This window comes from Burkholderia sp. AU33423 (assembly GCF_002223135.1).
In the GTDB taxonomy this organism is placed as follows: Bacteria; Pseudomonadota; Gammaproteobacteria; order Burkholderiales; family Burkholderiaceae; genus Burkholderia; species Burkholderia lata_D.
The window spans coordinates 1,464,100-1,486,676 of the sequence record NZ_NKFH01000007.1 but is presented as its reverse complement, the minus strand read 5'-3'; the positions used below and the strand labels follow the sequence as shown (position 1 = coordinate 1,486,676).

General features: G+C 68.8%; 21 protein-coding genes. 14 read left to right on the top strand and 7 right to left on the bottom strand.

The window, feature by feature from the left end:
• Positions 1-81: 81 nt before the first annotated feature.
• On the bottom strand, positions 82-999 hold the full coding sequence (locus CFB50_RS25235) for a LysR family transcriptional regulator (protein ID WP_089447548.1): 918 nt from the start codon (positions 997-999) through the stop codon (positions 82-84).
• Positions 1,000-1,305: 306 nt separating this feature from the next.
• On the opposite strand from CFB50_RS25235, the gene pdxR reads away from it, so the two are divergent.
• The 9 genes from pdxR to CFB50_RS39635 all read left to right on the top strand — a co-directional run bounded on the left by pdxR (position 1,306) and on the right by CFB50_RS39635 (position 9,432).
• On the top strand, positions 1,306-2,790 hold the full coding sequence (gene pdxR / locus CFB50_RS25230; RefSeq protein ID WP_089447547.1) for a MocR-like pyridoxine biosynthesis transcription factor PdxR: 1,485 nt from the start codon (positions 1,306-1,308) through the stop codon (positions 2,788-2,790).
• Between the two features lie 93 nt (positions 2,791-2,883).
• The gene (locus CFB50_RS25225) at positions 2,884-3,321 is read left to right on the top strand and encodes a carboxymuconolactone decarboxylase family protein (protein ID WP_069251461.1); all 438 of its coding nucleotides are present in this window, start codon (positions 2,884-2,886) and stop codon (positions 3,319-3,321) included.
• A gap of 10 nt (positions 3,322-3,331) precedes the next feature.
• Entirely contained in the window at positions 3,332-3,754 is a 423-nt protein-coding gene (locus CFB50_RS25220; protein WP_089447546.1) for a cupin domain-containing protein, read from the top strand.
• A gap of 260 nt (positions 3,755-4,014) precedes the next feature.
• Positions 4,015-4,713: a TetR/AcrR family transcriptional regulator gene (locus tag CFB50_RS25215; RefSeq protein ID WP_089447545.1), complete on the top strand. Its 699-nt coding sequence runs from the start codon at positions 4,015-4,017 to the stop codon at positions 4,711-4,713.
• Complete coding sequence (locus CFB50_RS25210; RefSeq protein ID WP_089447544.1) at positions 4,710-5,675, top strand: HlyD family secretion protein; 966 nt, start codon at positions 4,710-4,712, stop codon at positions 5,673-5,675. Before CFB50_RS25215 ends, CFB50_RS25210 begins: the two co-directional genes overlap by 4 nt.
• Positions 5,672-6,631, top strand: a complete 960-nt coding sequence (locus tag CFB50_RS25205) for an ABC transporter ATP-binding protein (protein ID WP_089447543.1) — start codon at positions 5,672-5,674, stop codon at positions 6,629-6,631. The genes CFB50_RS25210 and CFB50_RS25205 overlap by 4 nt, the downstream gene beginning before the upstream one ends.
• Positions 6,628-7,782, top strand: coding sequence for an ABC transporter permease (locus CFB50_RS25200; protein ID WP_089447542.1), 1,155 nt, complete (start codon positions 6,628-6,630; stop codon positions 7,780-7,782). The genes CFB50_RS25205 and CFB50_RS25200 overlap by 4 nt, the downstream gene beginning before the upstream one ends.
• A gap of 10 nt (positions 7,783-7,792) precedes the next feature.
• Positions 7,793-9,283: an efflux transporter outer membrane subunit gene (locus CFB50_RS25195; protein ID WP_089447541.1), complete on the top strand. Its 1,491-nt coding sequence runs from the start codon at positions 7,793-7,795 to the stop codon at positions 9,281-9,283.
• On the top strand, positions 9,280-9,432 hold the full coding sequence (locus CFB50_RS39635) for a hypothetical protein (RefSeq protein WP_179254225.1): 153 nt from the start codon (positions 9,280-9,282) through the stop codon (positions 9,430-9,432). Before CFB50_RS25195 ends, CFB50_RS39635 begins: the two co-directional genes overlap by 4 nt.
• Before the next feature lie 115 nt (positions 9,433-9,547).
• Here the strand turns inward: CFB50_RS39635 and CFB50_RS25190 are convergent, their stop codons facing one another.
• Positions 9,548-10,330, bottom strand: a complete 783-nt coding sequence (locus CFB50_RS25190; RefSeq protein ID WP_089447540.1) for an SDR family oxidoreductase — start codon at positions 10,328-10,330, stop codon at positions 9,548-9,550.
• A gap of 172 nt (positions 10,331-10,502) precedes the next feature.
• Here CFB50_RS25190 and CFB50_RS25185 point away from each other — a divergent pair, with 172 nt between their 5' ends.
• Positions 10,503-10,847 carry a winged helix-turn-helix transcriptional regulator gene (locus tag CFB50_RS25185; RefSeq protein WP_089447539.1) on the top strand — a complete coding sequence of 115 codons (345 nt, stop codon included), beginning with the start codon at positions 10,503-10,505 and terminating at the stop codon, positions 10,845-10,847.
• A gap of 377 nt (positions 10,848-11,224) precedes the next feature.
• Here CFB50_RS25185 and CFB50_RS25180 read toward each other — a convergent pair whose 3' ends face one another.
• Both CFB50_RS25180 and CFB50_RS25175 read right to left on the bottom strand, forming a co-directional pair.
• Entirely contained in the window at positions 11,225-12,439 is a 1,215-nt protein-coding gene (locus CFB50_RS25180) for a porin (RefSeq protein WP_069251452.1), read from the bottom strand.
• 490 nt (positions 12,440-12,929) lie between these two features.
• Positions 12,930-13,994, bottom strand: a complete 1,065-nt coding sequence (locus CFB50_RS25175; RefSeq protein WP_089447538.1) for a phytoene/squalene synthase family protein — start codon at positions 13,992-13,994, stop codon at positions 12,930-12,932.
• Between the two features lie 377 nt (positions 13,995-14,371).
• Here CFB50_RS25175 and CFB50_RS25170 point away from each other — a divergent pair, with 377 nt between their 5' ends.
• Positions 14,372-15,517 (top strand): glycerophosphodiester phosphodiesterase, encoded by a 1,146-nt coding sequence (locus tag CFB50_RS25170; protein ID WP_089447537.1) that lies wholly within the window; start codon positions 14,372-14,374, stop codon positions 15,515-15,517.
• Positions 15,518-15,574: 57 nt separating this feature from the next.
• Here CFB50_RS25170 and CFB50_RS25165 read toward each other — a convergent pair whose 3' ends face one another.
• The gene (locus tag CFB50_RS25165; RefSeq protein WP_089447536.1) at positions 15,575-17,203 is read right to left on the bottom strand and encodes a rhodanese-related sulfurtransferase; all 1,629 of its coding nucleotides are present in this window, start codon (positions 17,201-17,203) and stop codon (positions 15,575-15,577) included.
• A gap of 112 nt (positions 17,204-17,315) precedes the next feature.
• Complete coding sequence (locus CFB50_RS25160; RefSeq protein ID WP_069251448.1) at positions 17,316-17,882, bottom strand: cysteine dioxygenase; 567 nt, start codon at positions 17,880-17,882, stop codon at positions 17,316-17,318.
• A gap of 74 nt (positions 17,883-17,956) precedes the next feature.
• On the opposite strand from CFB50_RS25160, the gene CFB50_RS25155 reads away from it, so the two are divergent.
• The gene (locus CFB50_RS25155) at positions 17,957-18,874 is read left to right on the top strand and encodes a LysR family transcriptional regulator (RefSeq protein ID WP_089447535.1); all 918 of its coding nucleotides are present in this window, start codon (positions 17,957-17,959) and stop codon (positions 18,872-18,874) included.
• Positions 18,875-18,935: 61 nt separating this feature from the next.
• Here CFB50_RS25155 and CFB50_RS25150 read toward each other — a convergent pair whose 3' ends face one another.
• Complete coding sequence (locus CFB50_RS25150) at positions 18,936-20,294, bottom strand: acyl-CoA dehydrogenase family protein (protein WP_089447534.1); 1,359 nt, start codon at positions 20,292-20,294, stop codon at positions 18,936-18,938.
• Positions 20,295-20,588: 294 nt separating this feature from the next.
• Between CFB50_RS25150 and CFB50_RS25145 the strand changes: the two genes are divergently transcribed.
• A complete protein-coding gene (locus CFB50_RS25145) occupies positions 20,589-21,674 on the top strand; it encodes an LLM class flavin-dependent oxidoreductase (RefSeq protein WP_089447533.1) in 1,086 nt (361 codons plus the stop codon).
• 33 nt (positions 21,675-21,707) lie between these two features.
• A complete protein-coding gene (locus CFB50_RS25140; RefSeq protein ID WP_069251444.1) occupies positions 21,708-22,547 on the top strand; it encodes a class II aldolase/adducin family protein in 840 nt (279 codons plus the stop codon).
• Positions 22,548-22,577: the final 30 nt, after the last annotated feature.

Genomic DNA, 22,577 nt, shown 5'->3' with positions numbered 1-22,577 from the left:
CGTGACGAACATGTTCGAAATCCTCGAACGTGTTCGGGCGGGCGGGTTCGATTGCCTTGTGCTGTTCCGTTCCGCGCCGCGTCAGCCGGCCACGTCGATGCCGTCGAGCAGGCGCTGCCCGAGCCGCGGTTCGCGCAATTGCTCGAGCCACCATTGCAGCGCGCGGCCGTCCCGGTCGCCGTGCCATGCGACATACAGCAGGTTCGGCTCGCGCGGATCGGCCGTCTGCCTTTCCACGAGGTCGCCGCGCGCGAGCAGCGACGCCACGCGCCGGCGCGGCACCCAGCCAACGCCAAGCCCGTCGCGCTGCGCGAGGATCTTCGCGCGCATCGACGGCACCGCAAGCACGGCCTGCCCGCCGAGCAGGCCATACGCGCGGCCGACCGCGCGCCGCGACGAATCGGCGACGACGACGGCCCGGTGCGCACCGATCGCGTCCCGCGTCAGCGCGCCGCTCACGGCGGCCAGCGGATGGCGCGGCGACACCGCGAACACCCACTCCATCGCGCCCAGCTCGAACCACTTGAAACCGGGAATCGCCGGCGGCTCGTTGGTCGCGCCGATCACCAGGTCCGCGCGCCCGTCGCGCAGCGCTTCCCAGGTCCCGCCGAGCACTTCGTGCGTGAATCGCAGCGACACGCCCGAGTCGAGCGCATCGAACGCGCGGACGACCGGCAGCAGCGTGTCGAACTCGAGCACCTCGTCGCTGACGATCCACAGCCGGTCCTCCCAGCCGCTCGCGACCTGCCGCACCCGCTGCGTCAGCCGCGCGACGTCCAGCGCCAGCCGCGCGGCTTCGTCGGTCAGCAACTGGCCGGCCGGCGTGAGCTGCAGCCGATAGCCGCGGCGGTCGAACAGCAGCGCGTCGAAGCGCGTTTCGAGCTGGCGCGCCGCGTGCGACACCGTCGACGGCGCCTTGCCGAGCCGCGCCGCCGCGCGCGACAGGCTGCCGGTGGCGCGGATCGCGTCGAGCAGCGCAAGTTCGTCTTCAGACAGCATGGCTCGCTCCGGTGTGGGGTTGTCGTGGATCGTAAGGCAGCGGCGGGCCGAGGTCCAATCGCTCGACGGGGCTGCGCCGTCTGACGATGCCCGTCACCCCTGACGAATACCGCCGGGCCAGCGTTCCACGATGCACGGGTTCGCCGGCCGCCCGCGTCGCCCTGTCGGGATTCCTTGCACCGTGCGGCCGGTTCGTGCATCGCGCGACACCCGCGAAGCCGTCATGCCGCGCAGAGCCACCCATTCTTTCGTCGCCTTCGGTATGCTGATCGGCACGAAATTACTGCAATCGAGGTAACCACTGCGATGGACATCGCGATCCGCATCGAAGGCCGTCACGACCTGACGGGGCAGATCTTCCGGCAACTGCGCACCGCGATCGTCGACGGACGGCTCGCCGGCGGCGCGCGGCTGCCGTCAACGCGCGACCTCGCGAAACAGCTCGGCGTATCGCGCAAGACGACGCTCGACGCGTTCGAGCGTCTCGTCGCCGAGGGTTACCTGACCACGCGCGCGGGCGACGGCACGTTCGTCGCCGACGGCCTTGCGCGCGTGCCGCACGCCGCGGCCATGTCGGCGCCCTCCCTCGTCGAATACACGCCCCGCGTCGACGCAGTCGATGCGCGTGCGCTGTGGAACGACCTGCCCGACGCGCTCTCGATGCCCACGCCGCAGGATGCGCCCGGCTTCGACTTCCGCGGCGGCGTGACCGACAAGGCGCTGTTCCCGTTCGACGCGTGGCGGCGCTGCCTGCATCACGCGCTGCGCCAGCAGATGCGCGGCCCGGCCCAGTACCACGACCCGGCCGGCGACCCGCAGTTGCGCGGCGCGATCGCGCGCTACGTCGCGTTCAGCCGCGCGGTCGCGTGCGGCTGGGACGACGTGCTCGTCACGCAAGGCGCGCAACAGGCGCTCGACCTGCTCGCCCGCGTCGTCGTGCGGCCCGGCGATGTGGTGGCGGTCGAGGATCCCGGCTATCCACCCGCCCGCGCCGCGTTCGCGTCGCTCGGCGCGACGGTGATCGGCGTGCCAGTCGACGCGCAGGGGCTGGTGACGGAACGGCTGCCCGACGACGCGCGCCTCGTCTACGTGACGCCGTCGCATCAGTTCCCGCTCGGCATGCCGATGACGCTGGACCGGCGCGTCGCGCTGCTCGAATGGGCGCAGCGCCGTCGCGCGGTGATCATCGAGGACGACTACGACGGCGAGTTCCGCTTCGAGGGCCGGCCGGTGGAATCGCTGAAGAGCCTCGACCGCACGGGCCTCGTTGCGTACGTCGGCACGTTTTCGAAGACGATCTTTCCGGAACTGCGGATCGGCTACACGATTCCGCCGCGCGCGCTGCGCGGCGCGCTGACCAAGGCGAAGCAGATCGTCGACTGGCACACCTGCACGCTGACGCAGGCGGCGCTCGCGCGCTTCATGCTCGAAGGCGATTTCGCGCGGCACCTGAAGCGCGTGCAGAAGCACTACGAGGCGCGCCGCAAGATGCTGGTCGCGCATCTGCGCGGCGAACTCGCGTCATGGTTCGACGCGATCGTGCCGAGCGCCGGCATCCACCTCGCGGCCTACCTGAAGCCGGGGCTCGACGAAGCGGCGCTGGTCCGCGCGGCCCGCGCGCAGGACATCGGCCTGTACGGCATCTCGGCGTTCCACGTCGGCGTGCCGGTCCGTGCGGGGCTGCTGTTCGGCTATGGCGGGATCGACGCGCTGCGCATCGACACGGCGCTCGCGACGCTGGCCGGCCTGCTGGGTTCGGACGCCATCGGCGGCTCGGCACTGGTTACCTGAATTTCCCGGAAATTGGCCATTCAAGCAGGCCAGCATGCGTCTTAAAGTGGGTCCTGTCGCGCCACCGTGCGCTCCAACCGAAAAGGACCTGCCATGCAACCGCGCCTGAACTTCTACGCCGCCAGCCCGAATGCGATCAAGGTGATGCGCAACGCCGAGGAATTCCTCGCGAAGAGTTCGATCGAGAAGCCGCTCGCCGAACTCGTCCGCCTGCGTGCATCGCAGATCAACGGCTGCGCGTTCTGCGTCGACATGCACACGACCGACGCGCGCAAGGGCGGCGAAACCGAGCGCCGGCTGGCCACCGTCGTCACGTGGCGCGAAACGCCGTTCTTCACCGAGCGCGAACGCGCGGCGCTGGAATGGACCGAGGCGCTGACGCTGGTCGCCAGCAACCACGTGCCCGATGCCGTCTGGGAAGCCGTGAAGCCGCATTTCACCGATGAAGAGCTGTTCGACCTGTCGATGCTGATCGCGACGATCAACTCGTGGAACCGTTTCGCGATTGCGTTCCGCAAGATGCCCGAGTAAGGAGACGACGATGATGGACGCTACGCTCCGTCGCGCCGCCCTGTGCGCATCGCTCGCGGCCGGCGTCGCGCTGCTGCCGGCCGCTGCCCGGGCGCACGACGCCGGCGACAACGTGCACACGATCATGCAGCAGGCCGTGCCCGAAGCCCCCGGCAAGCTCGCGGTCGTCGCGACCGTCGACTATGCGCCCGGCCAGGCGTCCGAAGCGCACCGGCACCTCGGCTCGGTGTTCGCGGTCGTGTCGAAAGGCGAAGTACTGTCGCAGGTGAACGGCGGCCCGCTGCACCGCTATCGCGCCGGCGAAGGCTGGTACGAGGCGCCCGGCTCGCGCCACCAGGTGTCGCGCAACGCGAGCGCGACCGAGCCCGCGCAGCTCGTCGTGTTCGGGCTGACCGGCGAACACGTGCCGCTGACGTCACCGATCGATCAGTAAGCGCTTTCCGGGGGGCGTGCCATCGTCCAGGCACGCGCCCCCCGCTTCGCGACCGGCTTTCCATACCGTGTGGTCCCGCCACGTCCCGCCGCGTCTCCATTAGCTGCTCCCTACACTCCGCCGCCGGCTTGCCGCACCGCGCCGCATCACGTCACCTCCCCGCCCACCCGCGCCCCCGTTCGACGCTCGCCTGATCGCGATCAACTCGGGCGGAAAACCCTTCCTTGAAATTAACTAACTCATCAATTAGCGTCGATTTCATGAACGCGAAATCCACCGTCGCCAGGCCGCGCGGGCGCCGCCCGTCGGTCGACGATTTCGACCTGCGCGGCCATATGCTCGACGTCGCGATGCAGTTGTTCGCCGAGCGCGGCATCGCCGCGACGACCGTCGCGCAGATCGCCGCCGCCGCCGGCGTCACGTCGGCGATGGTTCACTACTACTTCACGAATCGCGAGCAGTTGCTCGACGCGATCGTCGAGGAACGGCTCGCGCAGGCCATCGCGTTCGTGTGGCGGCCGACCGAGCCGCAAATCGAAAACGACCCGTTCGCGCTCGTCGCCGAACTCGTCGACCGCTTCTTCGACGTCACGCACCGCATGCCGTGGCTGCCGTCGATCTGGCTGCGCGAGATCATCCATGAAGGCGGGCTGCTGCGCGAGCGGATGGTCCGGCGCATTCCGCTCGAACATGTCGGGCGCTTCGCCGAACGCATCCGCGGCGCGCAGCAGGCCGGCACGCTGAACCCCGCGCTCGAACCCGCGTTCCTGTTCCACTCGATCATCGCGCTGGTGATGCTGCCGCTCGCGACCGCGAAACTGTGGCAAAGCGCGCGCGGCCTGCCGCCGATCGACCGCGACGTGCTACACCGCCACGTCCGCGCGCTGCTCGGGTCGGGCATGCAGCCGCCGGCTGCCGCGCGTCGCGCACGGGCCCGCTCGCCGCGGAGGCCATCGTGAACATGGCGCGCGCACTGCCGCTCGCGCTGGCCGCCGCGGTCGCGCTGCTCGCCGGTTGCGGACGGCAAGCGAGCAACGGCACGACCTACCAGGGCTACGTCGAAGGCGAATTCGTGTACCTGTCGTCGTCGCAATCGGGCACGCTGGCGCAGTTGTCGGTCGCGCGCGGCCAGACCCTCGCCGCCGGCACGCCGGCCTTCTCGCTCGAAGCCGCCAACGAAACGGCCGCGCTGCTGCAGGCGCAGCACCAGCTCGCAGCCGCCCGCGCACAGCTTGCCGACCTGCAGACCGGCAAGCGCCCGCCGGAAATCGCGGTCACGCAGGCGCAGCTCGCACAGGCCACCGCGCAAGCCGCGCGGGCCGCCGCGCAACGCGTGCGCGACGAAAGCCAGTACGCGGCCGGCGGCTTGTCGAAACAGCAGCTCGACGATTCGCGCACGTCCGCGCAAACCACCGCCGCGCAGATGCGCGAATTGCAGAAACAGGTCGACGTCGCACGCCTGCCGGGCCGCGCGCAGCAAGTGACCGCGCAGGCCGCGCAGGTGGATGCCGCGCAGGCGGCGGTTGCCGAGGCGCAATGGAAGCTCGACCAGAAGCGCGTCGCCGCGCCCGCCGGCGGGCGCGTGTACGACACGCTGTACCGCGTCGGCGAATGGGTGCAGGCCGGCAATCCGGTCGTGCAGATGCTGCCGCCGCAAAACCTGAAGGTGCGCTTCTTCGTGCCGGAGGCCGCCGTCGCCTCGCTCGCGCCGGGGCGCACGGTCGCGATCCACTGCGACGGCTGTGCGGCCGACGTGCCCGCGCGCATCACCTACGTGTCGAGCGAGGCCGAATACACGCCGCCCGTGATCTACAGCAACGAGAGCCGGACCAAGCTCGTGTTCATGATCGAGGCGCGCCCCACCGTCGCCGATGCGCCGAAGCTGCATCCGGGCCAGCCCGTCGCCGTGAACGTGCCATGAACGTGCCACCCGCACCGTATGCGATCGACGTCGATCGCCTGAACAAGCATTTCGGCGACAAGCACGTCGTGAAGGACGTGTCGCTGCGCGTCGCACGCGGCGAGATCTTCGGCTTTCTCGGCCCGAACGGCAGCGGCAAGACCACGTCGATCCGGATGATGTGCGGGCTGCTCACGCCCGACTCGGGCAGCGGCACCTGCCTCGGCTACGACATCGTGCGCGACAGCGCGCAGATCAAGCGGCGCGTCGGCTACATGACGCAGCGCTTCTCGTACTGGGAAGACCTGTCGATCCGCGAGAACCTCGACTTCGTCGCGCGCGTGTACGGGATGCCCGACCGCAAGGCGGCCGTCGCGCGCGCACTCGACGGGCTCGGCCTCGCGAGCCGCGCGGATCAACTCACCGGCGCGCTGTCGGGCGGCTGGAAGCAGCGCCTCGCGCTGGCCGCCTGCATGCTGCACGAGCCGGCGCTGCTGCTGCTCGACGAGCCGACGGCCGGCGTCGACCCGGCCGCGCGCCGCGACTTCTGGGAAGAACTGCACCGGCTGGCCGCACAAGGCATCTCGGTGCTCGTCAGCACGCACTACATGGACGAAGCCGAGCGCTGCCACAAGCTCGCGTACATCGCGTACGGCGAGCTGCTCGCGCAGGGCACGTCGGCGGAGATCGTCGCGTCGCAGGGGCTCGCGACTCGCGCGATCACCGGCGCGCATCTGAGTGAACTGTCCGCTCGGCTGCGCACGATGCCGGGCGTCGACCAGACGGTCGTGTTCGGCTCGGTGCTCCATGTGAGCGGCCGTGATCAGGCGCAGCTCGACGCGACGCTCGCTCAGGTCGCGGCGCAAGCCGACGGGTCTGCCGCGCTGCAGGTCGCGCCGATCGACACCGGGCTCGAGGACGTCTTCATCTTCATGATGGGCCGCGCATCCGGGCCGTCCGGCGGAGCGTCGTCATGAACGCGTGGGCGCGCCTGCGCGATGCGTTCTCGGTCGCCCGCTGGTGGAGCATCGTGCTGAAGGAATTCCTGCAGCTGCGGCGCGACCGCGTGACGTTCGCGATGATCGTCGGCGTGCCGATCATCCAGCTCACGCTGTTCGGCTTCGCGATCAACACCGATCCGAAGCATCTGCCCACGGCCGTGATCGTCGCCGATGCGAGCCCGTTCGCGCGCAGCTTCATCGCCGCGATGCGCAATTCCGCGTACTTCGACATCGTCGAGACCCTGCCCGACGAGGCGGCCGGCCGGCATGCGCTCGCCCGCGGCGACGTGCAGTTCGTGCTGAACGTGCCGGCCGATTTCTCGCGGCGGCTGCTGCGCGGCGAGCGTCCGTCGCTGCTCGTCGAGGCGGACGCGACCGATCCCGTCGCGACCGCGTCGGCGATCGCCGCGCTGCCGGGCCTCGTGCAGCCCGTCGCCGACAAGGACCTGACGGGCCCGCTCGCCTACCTGAACGGCCGCCCGGCTGCGTTCAACGTCGTGCTGCACCGGCTGTACAACCCCGAGGGCATCACGCAGTACAACGTCGTGCCCGGCCTGATGGGCGTGATCCTGACGATGACGATGGTGATGATGACGGGCCTCGCGATCACGCGCGAACGCGAGCGCGGCACGATGGAGAACCTGCTCGCGACGCCGGTGCGGCCGCTCGAGGTGATGACGGGCAAGATCGTCCCGTACGTGCTGATCGGGCTGATCCAGGTGTCGATCATCGTCGCCGCGGCGCGCTTCGTGTTCGAGGTGCCGTTTGTCGGCGGCGTGTTCGCGATCTACCTGTCCGCGCTGCTGTTCATCGCCGCGAACCTGACGGTCGGCATCACGCTGTCGTCGCTCGCGCAGAACCAGTTGCAGGCGATGCAGCTCGCGGTGTTCTACTTCCTGCCGAACATCCTGCTGTCGGGCTTCATGTTCCCGTTCGCCGGGATGCCGAAGTGGGCGCAGTTCATCGGCAACCTGCTGCCGCTCACCTACTTCAACCGCCTCGTGCGCGGGATCCTGCTGAAAGGCAACGGCTGGAGCGACCTGTGGCCGTCGGTGTGGCCGGTCGCGCTGTTCACCGTCGTCGTGATGGGCATCGCGCTGCGCTTCTACCGGCGCACGCTCGACTAGGTGCCGCACGATGAAACCGGCTTCGCGTCGCCCCTTCCACGCCGCCCGCGGTTGCATGCTGGTCGCCGCTGCGCTGCTCGTCGCCGGATGCGCGGTCGGGCCGGATTTCCACGCGCCGGATGCGCCCGCCACGCAGCGCTACACGCGCGGCGAGCCGCCCGCGACGACGGCCTCCAGCGCCGGACCGACCGGCGATGCGCAGACGTTCGCATCGGCCGCGCATACCCCGCAGCACTGGTGGACGCGGTTCGGCTCCGAACCGCTGAACCGGCTCGTCGATACCGCGTGGCACAACAGCCCGACGCTTGCGCAAGCCCGTGCGCGACTCGACGAAGCGCGGCAGAACCACGCGGCCGAAGCCGGCGCGACGATGTTGCCGAAAGTCGATGCGAGCCTGTCCGCCACACGCCAGCGAGTCGACACGACCGCGTTCGGCCTGCCCGCCAACGTGCCCAGCCCGGGACCGTTCACGCTGTACGACGCGTCGGTGAGCGTGTCGTACGTGCTCGACGTGTTCGGCGGCAACCGGCGTGCGCTCGAAGCCCTGCGCGCGCAGGTCGACTACCAGGCGTACACGCTTGACGCCGCGCGCCTGACGCTCGCGGGCAACGTCGTCGCGACCGCGATCCTGCGCGCGTCGCTCGCGCAGCAGGTCGCGCTCACGCGGCAACTGATCGATGCGCAGGCGCGGCAGCTACGCATCGTCGAAGCGCGTTTCGCGGCGGGTGGCGTTTCGCAGGCCGACGTGCATGCGCAGCGCGCGCTGCTCGCGCAGACGCGGGCGTCGCTGCCACCGCTCGAGGCCCGCTTCGCGCAAGCCGTCCACCGGCTCGCGATCCTGCTCGGCGTGCCGCCGTCCGATGCCGTGCTGCCCGACCTCACACTCGATACGCTCGTGTTGCCGCGCACGCTGCCGGTCGCTTTACCGTCGACGCTCGCACGCGAACGCCCCGACATCCGCGCGGCCGAAGCCGTGCTGCACCAGGCGAGCGCGAACGTGGGCGTGGCCACCGCGAACCTGTATCCGCGCTTTTCGATTTCGGCGGGAATCGGCTCGGAGCGCACGCGCATCGCGGATCTCGTGAGCGGGCTCAATGTGTGGAATGTCGGCCTCGGGCTGACGCAACCGCTCTTTCACGGCGGTGAACTGCGCGCGAAGAAACGTGCGGCCGAAGCGGCGTACGACGCGGCCTTCGCGAGCTACCGTGAAACCGTGCTCGAGGCGCTGCAGCAGGTGGCCGATGCAATGCGCGCGGTCGAGCACGACGCGGCTGCCCTGCAGGCGAGAGACACCGCCGCGCAGGAAGCGGCGGCCAGCAACCGGATTGCCGGCGACCGCTACGCGGCGGGCGGGATCAGCACGTTCGACCTGCTCGACGCGCAGCGGCAGGCGCTGCAGACGGCGCTCGATCGTACGCGCGCGCAGGCCGACCGGCTCGCCGATACGGCGGCGCTGTTTCAGGCGCTGGCGGGGAACTGGACGGACGATGCGGCGCAATGACCTGCTCGAGCGCGTCGCCGCCGCTGCACGACAAGCGCGACGCGACGTTCCTCTGCGACGGCCATTCCATTGACGACGACCACCTCGACGCGTTCTCGTATCGACCGGCGTGCGTCATCTGCTGCCGTCGGAAGCAGCATGCCGAGTGATCGTGGACGATGTCGACTGCCTGCATCCACGCATGGACGATGCGTCGGGCCGACATCCTTGAATCCTTGTTGCTTCAGCGCGCTTCAACAGATGCGGGTCATGCATCCGTCGATGCTAGACCGTCGGAATGGTCCCGCCATCGATCACATATTCGGTGCCGCTGATCGACGCCGCGCGCGGCGATACGAGGAAGGTGATCAGGTCGGCCACTTCTTGAGGCTTCGCCGGGCGACCGAGTGGAATTCCGCCAAGCGCATCCATGATGATTTTCTTGCCGCCCTCGTAGTCGGTCCCTGCCGCATCCGCCAGCCGCTCGGCTAGCCGCATGGCGGCCTCGGTCTCGACCCACCCCGGCGAAACGCGCACGACGCGAACGCCTTTCGGCGTGACTTCCTTCGACAGGCTCTTGCTGTAAGTCGACAGTGCCGCCTTCGCTGCCGCATAGGCGGTGGTCGCCTCGGGCAGCGGCAGTGCGTTCTGTATCGACGTAACATGGATGATGACACCTGCCCCCTGTGCGATCATCGACGGGAGCAACGCCCGGTCGATGCGCACGGCCGCCATCAGGTTCAGATTGAGTGCGGCATCCCATTCATCATCGCTCAGGACTGCGAATCCGCCGCCCGGGGCGCTCGATCCCCCCAGGACATTGACGATCACGTCGATGCCGCCGAGGCGATCGAGCACTGCATTCGACAGAACCTGGCATCCGGCCGCCGTCGTCAGATCGGCGGCGATCCAGGTGACGCCTTCAGCGGCTGTATCGGGAACCGAACGCGCCGCGGCGACGACCGTTACGCCGGCGTTTCGCAAGGATTCGACGACAGCCGCGCCAACACCTTTCGTGCCGCCGGTGACAAGGGCCCTGCGGCCGGTAAGCTCGAGGTTGAAGGTCATGGCGTGATTTCCAGAGAGAGGATCTTGCTGCACCCGACTTGACGGCACCTTGACGGGGCACCGGATCGCCCGGTGCAATCAGGGTCGATCAGCCGGAATGATGAAGCCAAGCGCCCGAAACAGGAAGAACGCACGAAAAAGTAAGGTGCTTACTCAACGGTAAGGATGAAAATTGGAAAAGAAATGGACCCCGACCTCGGCCGCCGCGGGTGTCGGCCAGGCGCTCAAGATATTCGACGGAAAATGGAAGCTGGTTATCCTGTTCCATCTGTTCGGCGGCAACCTGCTGCGATTCTCTGAACTCGAACGAGCGATCCCTGCCATCACGCAGAAGATGCTTGCTCAGCAACTTCGCCAGATGGAGATAGATGGGGTGGTTCGCCGGATCGTTCACCCTCAGGTGCCGCCGAAGGTCGAGTACGGCCTGACCGATTGGGGGCAGGCGCTCTGTCCGACGCTCGATGCGCTGCTGAAATGGGCCGCTCTACGCCCGCACCCCGACGAGAACGATGCCTGATTCACACGTCACGGGCGCAACCCGAATCGCGGGATGCGTGCGCGTTCTCGTGATTTGATCTTCTCGCTGTGACGGCTGTACCGGACGATGCCGGCGTCAGCGGCGATTCCACGCTGCCCGGATTGATTCGGTCCACTGGCCGCCACGGCACAAGACTGAACTCCGCCCCGTCATCGGGCATTGCACGGCGCCCACGCGCCAGCATGACGGACCTTCGACACCCTCACGCAGTTGCGCCGCGCTTCGTTCGCCATGACCGGCTTATGGCGGGACTTGTCCCCGCGGGAGTGCGCCCATGCCGGGTGCATAAAAAAACCGGCCCGAAGGCCGGTTCTTCATACCGCATGCCGTAAGCGGCGCTCGCGCGCCGCGCGACATCAGAAGCGGTGGATCAGGCCGACGCCGACGCCGATCTGGTTCTGCTTCGAACCTGCGCCCACGCCGTCGCCGATGGACGTCGTTGCAGCGATGATCTTGCCGCCATTGAGCGTGTTGCCGCTCGAATGCTGGTAAGCCTCAACTGCGTACAGGCCCGTGCGCTTCGACAGGCTGTAGTACTGCGACAGCGTGACCTGGTGGTACTTGGCCGAGCTGGTGATGCCGTTCGACTGCGTTGCTGCCGTGTACGAGTAGCCCGCTGCGAAGTCCCACTGAGCGGCTGCCTTCCAGTGCAGCACGGCGCCTGCCGTGTTGAAGATGGCCGTGTTGCGGAACGCCGAACCGGTGCCCGGCGTGTACTGGACGTTCGAGTACGATGCCGAAATGTCCCATGCCGGCGTGAACTGGTAGCCCGCCGTCACAGCGATACGCTGTTGCGATTGCGCCGTGGCATAGCCGTTGTTGATCGACGAAACAGCCGGCTGGTTGCCGTCGCCCGATGCCGTCAGGCCGTTCTCGACCGTCGAGTTCGCGCCCCACACGCCGCCGCCGAGCGTTGCGTTGTTGACCTTCTGATAGCCGACCGCGATGCCTGCCGGGCCGTTCAGGTACTGGATTGCCGCGCTCCACGTCGAGCCACGGTTCGTCGCGCCTGCGACGCCGCCGAACGAGTACGAACCGCCGACCGTGAAGCCGTAGAACTTCGGCGACATGTAGACGAGCGAGTTGTTCGCGCGATAGCTGGTATCCAGCGAGTCGATATCGCCCGGGTGTGCGCCGTAGTAACCGGTCAGCCAGGTCGTCGGGCTGTACGGCGACAGCAGCGTGTAGTACGCGGTGTACTGGCGGCCGGCCGTCAGCGTACCGTACGTGCTGTTGGTCAGGCCAACCCACGCCTGACGCGTGAAGATGCCGTTGGTCCACTGCGACGAGCCGTTAGCCGTGTTGACGCCGGCTTCCAACTGGAAAATCGCCTTCGTGCCGCCGCCGAGATCTTCGCTGCCCTTCAGGCCGAAGCGGCTGCCTGCCCACACGCCGGTGGACATTTGCACCTTCGAATGACCACCCGTGGTCGCACCGACTGCCGACGAGTTGTTCTGCCAAGCGATACCGTTGTCGACGATACCGTACAGGGTCACGCTGCTCTGGGCGTGGGCGGCGGTAGCGGCTGCGAGACCGACTGCCGTCATGGCGAAAGCGACGCGCTTTTTCATTGATTCTCCGTCCTCAAAGAATGATTTCTTTTCTGGTGTGGTTTTATGACTGACACATGTGCGAGTACATGCCGACGGGATTCTGACGGATTACCGATTATTTCCCAACACGTGCAGTCGGTCATCGTATGATCGACGCAACGCAGGGGTTCACCAAGCGGTTACATAACACCTGAAAACGCTTACGCGGCGGGCCTTTCCGGCATTTCCCGGTGAAAACCCTAGCTTTACATTTTTACGGGTGCAACACGACCGTCGGATGTTGTCAGATGCCTTCGGCAACATACGTCTTACAAATGCGCGACCGTAGCTGACACCACGATTCACGCCGCCGCGAAGGATCGCTGACGTTCATGACACCCACGTTTCGCGACACGAAATAATGAAAACGTTTTTAGTCGACGCGCGAAGGGACGGAAGGTGATGGCCCGGCGAACGCGGGCCGAGGGGCGATGCCGGCACCTGTCGGGCCGGCATCGTTCAGTGCGAGTCAGCGCGTGGCCGGCTGCGCGAGATGCGCGTTCACGGCATCGGCGAGCGCGGTCAGGCGCGCACGAATCGCGGTGTTCGAGCCGACCAGCGCGAGCGACGACGCCATGATCCGGTAGACGCGCTTTCTCGGTACCTTGGCCGGCTTTGCCGGATCGAGCCACGCCGGGTGGCCGGCCAGCAGCTCGAGCGTTTCGAGGCCGATCATGATCGGCCACAGGCACGCGAGCCGCAGCCGCACGAAGCGGCGCGGGATCGCGAGCGTGTACAGACACGCGTCGCGATACTGGTCGAGCGTCACGCGCAGCAGGTCGACGAGTACGCCGCGCGCGCGCGCCGACGCATCGGCCGCCATCAGGTCGGCGACGCCGAGCCCGTGCGCACCCAGCACGTCGTCGGGCAGGTAACACCGGCCGATGCGCAGGTCCTTCCCGCAGTCGCGCAGGATGTTGGTCATCTGCAGCGCCTTGCCGAAACGGATGCCCTTCTCGCACATGTCCGGCAGGTTCCAGCCGCGCGCGGCCGGCGTGTGCATCCCCGTCATGTCGGTCCAGAACTCGCCGACGCAGCCGGCCACGAGATACGTGTAGCGGTCGAGTTCGCCGCGCGTCGGCAACGACACGACGCGCCCCGACTGCTCGTCGGGGAACGTGCGCAGGTCGAATACCATCCCCGCCGTCAGCGTCGCGACGACCTTGCGGATCGACGCGCGGTCGGCGTCCGGCTGCGTGCGCAGCAGCGCGAGCATCGGCTCCATCGAGCCGAGCAGCACGTGTTCGTGCGAATCGGTCTGCATCCGCGTCACGTCCTCGAGCGCGCGCGACAGCGCCACGCCGTCGCCAAGCCGCTCGACCTCGTCGCGCAGGTCGGTCAGCAACGCCGCCCGGCGATCCGGTGCGACGAGCGCCGTATCGGCGATCGTGTCGGCCGCGCGCGCGAGCAGGTACGCGAGGCCGACCGGGTCGCGCATGCCGTCGGGCAGCACGCGCAGCGTCAGGTAGAAGGAGCGGGAAACGTTCTTCAGCAGGTCGCCGAGCAGGAAAGCGGAATCGGTTCGAGTCGTCATGGGTCGGGAAAAATCGGCCGGCGCGGGCCCCGGACGCACACGGGCGCCGGGCGCCCGCGCCGGCCCGCGAGTCGCCGCATCGTCGCGCCAGGCGGGCGTCGGCCCCGGCGCGGCGATGCAAAATTCCCGCAAGTTTAGTGCATCCGGCGGCCAGCCTGCCCGAGACGGCCGGAATGCGCGTCACGCCAGGTCGCGGTCAACCGCCCTGCCGCGGGCATTGCACCCTAAAAATAGCGAACGGAAAGGCACAAGTAATACATATGTAATTATTCGGTGCGACGATCGCGTCCCATTCGACTCCGTGCGACACGCCGCCCCGGCCGCACCGCCGGATCGATCGCCCCCCTTTCCGACTCTCGTTTCGAAGGTTCATCGCCATGCTCTTCAAGCGCCCGACCTCCCTGCGCTACGTCCCGTTCGCCTGTGCCGCCGCGTTCCTGCTCGCCGCGTGCGGCGGCGACGACGACGTCACGTCCGATCCCACCCAGCCGATTTCCGCGAAGGTCCAGGTAGTCGGCCATCGCGGCGCGAGCGCGCTGCGCCCCGAACACACGCTCGCGTCGTACCGCAAGGCGGTCGAGGACGGCGCGGACGTGATCGAGCCCGACCTCGTGTCGACCCGCGACGGGGTGCTCGTCGCGCGTCACGAGAACGAGATCTCGGGCACGACGAACGTGTCGACGCTGCCGCAGTTCGCGAGCCGCAAGGCGACCAAGACGATCGACGGCGCGGAGCTGACGGGCTGGTTCACCGAGGATTTCACGCTCGCCGAGCTGAAGACGCTGCGCGCCCGTGAGCGCATTCCGCAGGTGCGCCCCGCAAACACCGCGTACAACGACCAGTTCGAGATCCCGACGTTCGACGAGATCGTCGCGCTCGCGAAGCAGATGTCCGCGCAGACCGGCCGCACGATCCACCTGTATCCGGAAACCAAGCATCCGACCTACTTCCAGTCGATCGGCCTGCCGCTCGAGGACCGTCTCGTCGATGCGCTGCTGAAGGACGCGTACACGGCGCGCACGGCGACCGTCTACATCCAGTCGTTCGAGGTCGCGAACCTGAAGACGATCCGCAACCGGATCAAGTCGAGCCAGCCGAACTGGAAGCTCGTGCAGCTGATGGACGAAGCCGGCCAGCGCCCGTACGACTTCGTGAAGGCGAACGACAAGCGCACCTACGGCGACCTGTCGACGCGTGACGGCATGCGCGAGATCGCGACCTATGCGAACGGCGTCGGCCCGTACAAGACGTCGATCATCGCGGTCGCCGCGGACGGCACGCTGCAGCAGCCGACGCCGTACGTGCGCTACGCGCACGAGGCCGGCCTCGTCGTGCATCCGTACACGTTCCGCCCGGAAAACAACTTCCTGCCCGCTTCGCTGAAGGACGGCGGCACGGCGGCCACGCGCAACACGGCCGGCTCGGTGCGCGAGATCCAGGCATACCTGCGCACGGGAATCGACGGCTTCTTCACCGACGATCCGGCCGTCGGCCGCACGGCGGTCGATACGTTCAAGCGCTGACCTGCGCGCTGACCGGGCGCGACGCACGACGCTCCGCGCCCGGTTGCACCGCATCGCTCAGATCACGTTGAAGTGATGCGTGCCGTCCCGCTTCAACTGATCGACCAGTCCGTACTCCCAGTCGAGATACGCCTGCATCGCGGCCGCCGCGTTGTCGGTGCCTTCGTACGGGCGCCGGTAGCGGTCGACGCGCGGTGAGGCCAGATGCGTCTCGCCGCTTTCGAGCGGCAGCCCGGCGTCGATCCATGCGGCCGTGCCGCCGGTGAGCACCGAGATGTCGGCCGAAGCCGGCAGCAGCGCGCGGGCGTCGTCCGCCGCGAACCGCGCCAGCAGGCTCGATCCGCACGTGAACACATAGCGCTGCGCGGGCGGAATCGCCGCGAACGCATCACGCAACTGCGCACGCACCGCGAACCACGCGCCCGGGATATGCCGCTTCACGTAGTTCGCGCTGGCCGTCACGTCGACGATCGCCAGCTCGCCGGGCGCGGCCTCCTTCAGCCAGCCCGCGAGCGTCGCGGGCGAGATGTCCTTCACGGTCGGCGTCGCGGGCACGTCGCGCGGCGGCTGGCCGCGCTCGCCGAACTGCACCGTACCGTCCTCCGGTTCGACCACCCGCACGTCCCAGCCCATCTGCGCGAGCCACGACGCGGTCATGTCAGCGCGCACACCGTCATCGTCGGCGAGCACGATCCGCGCGCCGCGCACGGCCGCGTGATGGTCGGTCTCCTGCACGAGCTGGCCGCCCGGCGTGCTCAAAAAGCCCGGCAGGTGGCCGGCTTCGTATTCCTCCGGCGTGCGCACGTCGAAGCGGTACAGCGTGCGGCCCGGCGCGTCGAGCGCGGCGACGTCCGCGAGCGCGATGCGCGGCACGCCCGCGCGCTCGGCCACCGCGCGCGCCACCCGGCGTGCGTCGGCACGCTGCGCTGCGTCGATGTCGTCCGGAAAGCGTCGCGCGGCGCCGCGTTCGAGCGTCTGGCCCGCGAGCGTCCAGCCGATCGTGCCGTTGCGCAGCGCGGCGACCGGATTCGGCAGCCCCGCGTTGACGAGCGACTGCGTGCCGATGATGCTGCGCGTGCGGCCCGCGCAATTGACGATCACCTGCGTCGCCGGGTTCGGTGCGAGCGCGCGGACGCGCAGCACGAGTTCCGCGCCCGGCACGCTCGTCGAGGTCGGGATGTTCATCGTCTGGTATTCGTCGAAACGGCGCGCGTCGACGATCACGACATCGGCCTTCGCATCGATCAGCGCCTGCACCTCCTGCGCGGACAGCGACGGCGTATGCCGCTCGGCCTCGACCCATTCGCCGAACGACTTGCTCGGCACGTTCACGTCGATGAACAGTTCGCCGCCCGCGGCGACCCAGCCCGCGAGGCCGCCGTCGAGCAACCGCACGTCGGTGTAGCCGAGTTGCGCGAGCTTGGCGGCCGCGCGCGGCGCGAGGTCCTCGCCGCCCGCTTCGCCGAACACGACGATCGGCGTATCGCGGCGCGGAATCCGCGTCCACGCGTCGAGTTCGAGTTTCGACAGCGGAAAGTTGGCGGCCCACAGCGGATGGCCCTGCGCGTACGGATCTTCCTCGCGTACGTCGATCAGCGCGATCTCGTCGCGGGCAAGCAGGCGGGCGCGCACGTCCTGGTACGACGCGACGGGAAAGCGGGAGGTGGAGTCGGCGGATTGCGTCACGGTGTCTCTGTCTTGAATGCGTTGAAGTCGGTGAAGAAAGCGGAACGGATGAATCCTGGGTCTGCCGGCGCGTGCCGGCAACCGGCCGCGCGTGCGGGCGTTGCGTCAGGCGTCAGGCATTCGAATAACCCGACACGAAAGGCTTCACGGTGCCGTCGTCGAGGAACACCGCGCGCTCCACCTTGCCGATGTTCGCGCCGTACACGTGGATGCTGATCGACACCTGATCGTCGAACGCGTTGGTCACGCGATGGACGTCGCCGATGCGCGGCGACACGGCCTCGATTTCGCCCGGATGCAGCCGCACGGCGTCGCCGGCCGGCTCGGGCCTGCCCGCTGCGTCGAACCGGTACGGCTGCGAGAACTCGCCGCCGCGCAGCATGCCGATCAGCCCCCACACCGTGTGGTTGTGGATCGGCGTCGTCTGGCCGGGCCCCCACACGAAGCTGACGACCGAGAACCGCTCGTCCGGGTCGAGATGCAGCAGGTACTGCCGATAGCGCGCGGGGTCGGGCTGCGCGAATGCGTCGGGCAACCAGTCGTCGTGTTCGACGAGCGCGGCGAGCAGCGCGCCGCCCTCGTCGAGGATGCGCGCCTCGTTCGCGCCGGACGCGAGCAACGCGCCCAGGCCATCGACGAACGGCCGCAGCGGCGTCTGATGCAACGAAAGCGTACTCATCGGCTGACTCCTCGAATATGATGCCGAATATGATGGATCGTCATGATGCACCCGAAAGACCATGCAGAACAAACATGAAGATTAGCGATATCGATGCTTTTGCAGCGGTCGTCCGCTGCCAGACCCTGAGCCAGGCCGCGGCCGAGCTCGGGATGACGCAGCCCGCGATCACGCGGCGCGTCCAGAATCTCGAGGAAGCGCTCGGCGTGACCCTGCTCGATCGCAACACGAAGCCGCCGCGCCCGACCGACATCGGCCAGCAGGTGTTCGAGCAGTGTCGCGCGATCCTGCGCGAAGTCGATGCGCTGCGCGAGCTGACGGCCGGCGAGCAGCCGCCTGCCGGCGAATTCCGGATCGGGCTCACGCAGGGCCTCGGCGAGCTGATGCTGCCCGCGCTGATCGCCGAACTCGCCGCGCAGTGGCCCGCGCTCGCGACGCAGGTCACGACCGCATGGGGCGGCATGCTCGTCGAGCGCGTCGCCCGCCGCGACCTCGATGCGGCGCTCGTGTTCCTCGCACGCGAAATGGTGCTGCCGGCGCAGGTCGAAGGCGAACGGCTGCTGGCCACGCGGCTCGTCGCGGTCGGCCGCAAGGGCGACTGGCCGCGCCGCAGCTACCGGCTCGCCGATTGCCACGCACGTGGCTGGGTGCTCAATCCGGACGGCTGCGGTTTTCGCGCGGGCTTGCGGCGCGCGCTCGACGCGCAGGGCCTGCCGATGCCGGTCACGCTCGACACCTACGGTCGCGACCTGCAGTTGCAGAGCGTCGCGAACGGCTTCGGCATCGGGCTGATGCCACTGCCGCTCGTCGAAGGCAGCCCGCTGCGCGATGCGCTCGACATTGTGCCGCTCACCGATTTCAAGCCGCAGATCGATCTGTGGCTGCTGCGCCGGCACGATGCGGCCCGCTTCGATGCGCCGCTCGCCGCCGTTGCCGCCCATGCGCGCACCGCGTTCGCGTTGCCCGAGCAGGCGCACGGCAAGGCTGCCTGACCGGACCGGGCGGCGAAGGTGTCGCGCCGCCCGATTGGCGCCCGCGCCAGCCCTGCTCCCGTCACGCATCGCCGCGGCCGCGTTCGGTCTCGTTGACCGACGCCCCGCTCGTCTCCGTCTCGCTCTTCGTTGCGCGCTTCGTCTCACTCCGGCTCGCCGCTTCGAGCGCCGCACGCCCCGCCGCCACCGCGATCGCATCGTCCTGCGGCGTATGCACGCGGCTGCACAGCACGTCGCGATAGTGACGTTCGAGCGGATTGGCGCGGCTCAACCCGTGATTGCCCGACAGCTTCAACGCCTGCTCGACCACGCGGATCGCGTGCTCGGTCACGGTCCGCTTGACGAGGCCGCTCGTCGTGACCGTCGGTGCATCGCCCGCGTCGGTGCGCGCGATGTGATCGTCGAGCAGCACACGGTTCGCATGCAGCCAGCCCTCGATTTCGCCGACCGCTTCCTGCACGCGCGGCAGCGTCGCAAGCGGCGCGCCCAGCCCGCTCGGCGCACGCGTCGTCGCGAACCCGACCAGCCAGTCGCGCGACGCACGCGCCACCGCGTCGTACAGGCTGCCGAGCAGCGCGACCATCCACGCCTGCTGGTCGGCCTGCGCGTCGGCATCCGCGTGGGTCGCGGCTGACACGGCCCACGCCTCCGGCGCGCGTACATCGACCGCGTGATCCGCCGGCAGCCACACGTCGTCGAACACGACCTCATGGCTGCCTGACGCACGCAGGCCGAGGTGATTCCAGCTTTCGATCACGCGGATGCGATCGCCGTCCGCAGCGCGGTCGCGCGGCACGAGAAACACGCCGACCCGCGGCGCCGGCTCATCGGTGCGCGCCCACACGGCCAGCCAGCGCAGTGCCGGAATCCCGGTGCTGTACAGCTTGTGGCCGGACAATCGCCAGCCGTCGCCGTCGCGCCGCGCAATGGTTTCCGGCAGGCCGCCACGCGACGGCGAACCGAGCGCGGGCTCGACGCGCAGCGCGTTGATCAGCGCGCCTTGTGTGACCGCACTGTCGAACACCGCCCGCCGCACCTGCGCCGGCCAGCGGTTGTCGGCGCGGCCGAGCGCGCGATGCTGCAGGTACGTCATCGTCAGCACCAGCGCGGTCGCCGGGTCGGCGCTCGCGACGGCGGCCACGATCCGGCTCGCCTGCGCGAGCGTCGCACCGGCGCCGCCATGCTCGCGCGGCACGACCTGGGCGATCAGCCCCGCGCGATGCAGCCGCGCGAAGTTCTCGTGCGGAAAGCGGCCGTCGACGTCGTTGCGGGCCGCGTCGGCGGCCAGCGCCGGCGCGAGGCGGTCGAGCAGCGCGGCGACGCGGGCGCCGTCGGCGTCGGCGTCGGCATCTTCGGTGGACAGGAGGCGCAGCGAACGCGGCTGCGGCGACGGCGAGGAAGCGGCAAGGCTGGCGGACATCGAGACGGATTCCCTGGGTAATACGGACAGGCGGCAATAGCGGCAATCGATCGCCACGCGGCGCGGTTTCTCATGAAGTCGGCGATCCGGAACGCGCGGCACCGGGTTCGCCGGCGCCCGCGCGCCCGATCGTTCACGAGCCCACAGCGTAGGCGCAGCGCACCGCCGCCCAAACCATGCAAATCTGATATTCAAATCGGGATTGATTATTTCCGTTTCGCATGATCTCGGCGTTAACCTGCGCTCCATTCCTGCCCGGCCACGCGCCGGGCCGTCCCTGCACCGGAGACCCAGATGAGCGTCGAATTCATCGGCATGATCCAGAGCCAGAAGCAGTCGGAAATCCACCCGGCGTCCGGCCCCGTCGTCGATCCCGATTACGTGCGCGACTTTGCACGCGCCCACGAAACGGCCGGCTTCGACCGGATCCTCGTGCCGCACCACTCGACCGGCCCGTCGGCGACGCTGACGATCGCGTTCGCGGCGGCTGCGACCGAGCGCATTCACTTCATGCTCGCGCACCGCCCGGGCTTCACCGCGCCGACGCTCGCCGCGCGGCAGATCGCGACGCTCGACCAGTTCAGCCGCGGCCGGCTCGCCGTGCACTTCATCTCCGGAGGCTCGGACAGCGAACAGCAGCGCGACGGCGACTTCCTCGACCACGACGCGCGCTACGCGCGCACCGACGAATACCTCGGCATCCTGCGACGGATCTGGACCGACGCGCAGCCGTTCGATCACGACGGCACGCACTACCGGTTCAAGCAGGGTTTTTCGGAAGTGAAGCCGCTCCAGCAGCCACACGTGCCGATCTATTTCGGCGGCGCATCGGAAGCCGCGCTCGCGGTGGCCGGCAAGCACGCGGACGTCTACGCGCTGTGGGGCGAATCGCTCGACCAGGTGCGCGACCTGACGACGCGCGTGCGCGCCGAAGCCGCGAAGCACGGCCGGCAGGTGCGCTTCTCCGTGTCGTTCCGCCCGATCCTCGCGGCGACCGAGGATGAAGCGTGGGCTCGTGCGCACCGCATCCTCGACGAAACGCGCCGGCTGCGCGAAGCGGCCGGCCTCGGCGCCGGCGGCCCGCAACAGAGCGAAGGCGCGCGCCGCCTGCTCGCCGCGGCCGAACGCGGCTCGCGCGTCGACAAGCGGCTGTGGACCGAGATCGCGAAGCTCACCGGCGCACGCTCGAATTCGACGGCACTAGTCGGCACGCCCGAACAGGTCGCCGACGCCCTGCTCGACTACTACGACCTCGGCGTCACGACGTTCCTGATCCGCGGCTTCGATCCGCTGGAAGACGCGATCGACTACGGCCGCGAACTGATTCCGCGCGTGCGCAGCGCCGTCGCCGCCCGCCACGCGGCACGCCGCGCGGCCTGAGCCCAACGGAGCCTATTGGAGCCATCCGCCATCATGTCCGCCGTCCTTGCCTCGCCCGTCCGCACCGCATCGGGTCTCGAACTCGCCGAAGCGCCGCGCCAGCATTTCTGGTTCGATCCGCCGGCACCACGCATCGACGTCGCCGCCGAGCGCCGTCACCGTCAGGAACGGCTCGCGGCCGCATTCCGCCTGTTCGCACGCTTCGGCTTCGCGCAGGGGCTCGCCGGCCACATCACCGCACGCGACCCCGAACTGCCCGACCACTTCTGGGTGAACCCGCTCGGCGTGCATTTCTCGCAGATCAAGGTGTCCGACCTGCTGCTCGTCAACGCACGCGGCGAAACCGCGATCGGCACGCGGCCGCTGAACAAGGCCGCGTTCGCGATCCATGCGGCGATCCATGAAGCGCATCCGCACATCGTCGCCGCCGCGCATACGCATTCGACGTACGGCAAGGCGTGGTCGACGCTCGGCCGCCCGCTCGATCCGCTCACGCAGGACGCCTGCGTGTTCTATGAAGACCATGCGCTGTTCGACGACTTCACGGGGATGGTCGTCGACACGAGCGAAGGCGCGCGGATCGCGGACGCGCTCGCGAAGCCGGACGGCACCACGCACAAGGGCGTGATCCTGAAGAACCACGGCATCCTGAGCGCCGGCCCGTCGGTCGAAGCCGCCGCATGGTGGTACATCGCGCTCGACAACGCCGCGCACACGCAGTTGCTGGCCGAGGCGGCCGGCACGCCGCAGCCGATCGATCACGCCACCGCACGGCACACGCACGGCCAGATCGGCGGCCCCGAGGGCGCGCTGCATGCATTCGACAGCCTGTTCGCGCGCGTCGTCGCCGACGAACCCGACCTGCTCGACTGAGCACCTTTGCGCACGACCGGAGACCAGACC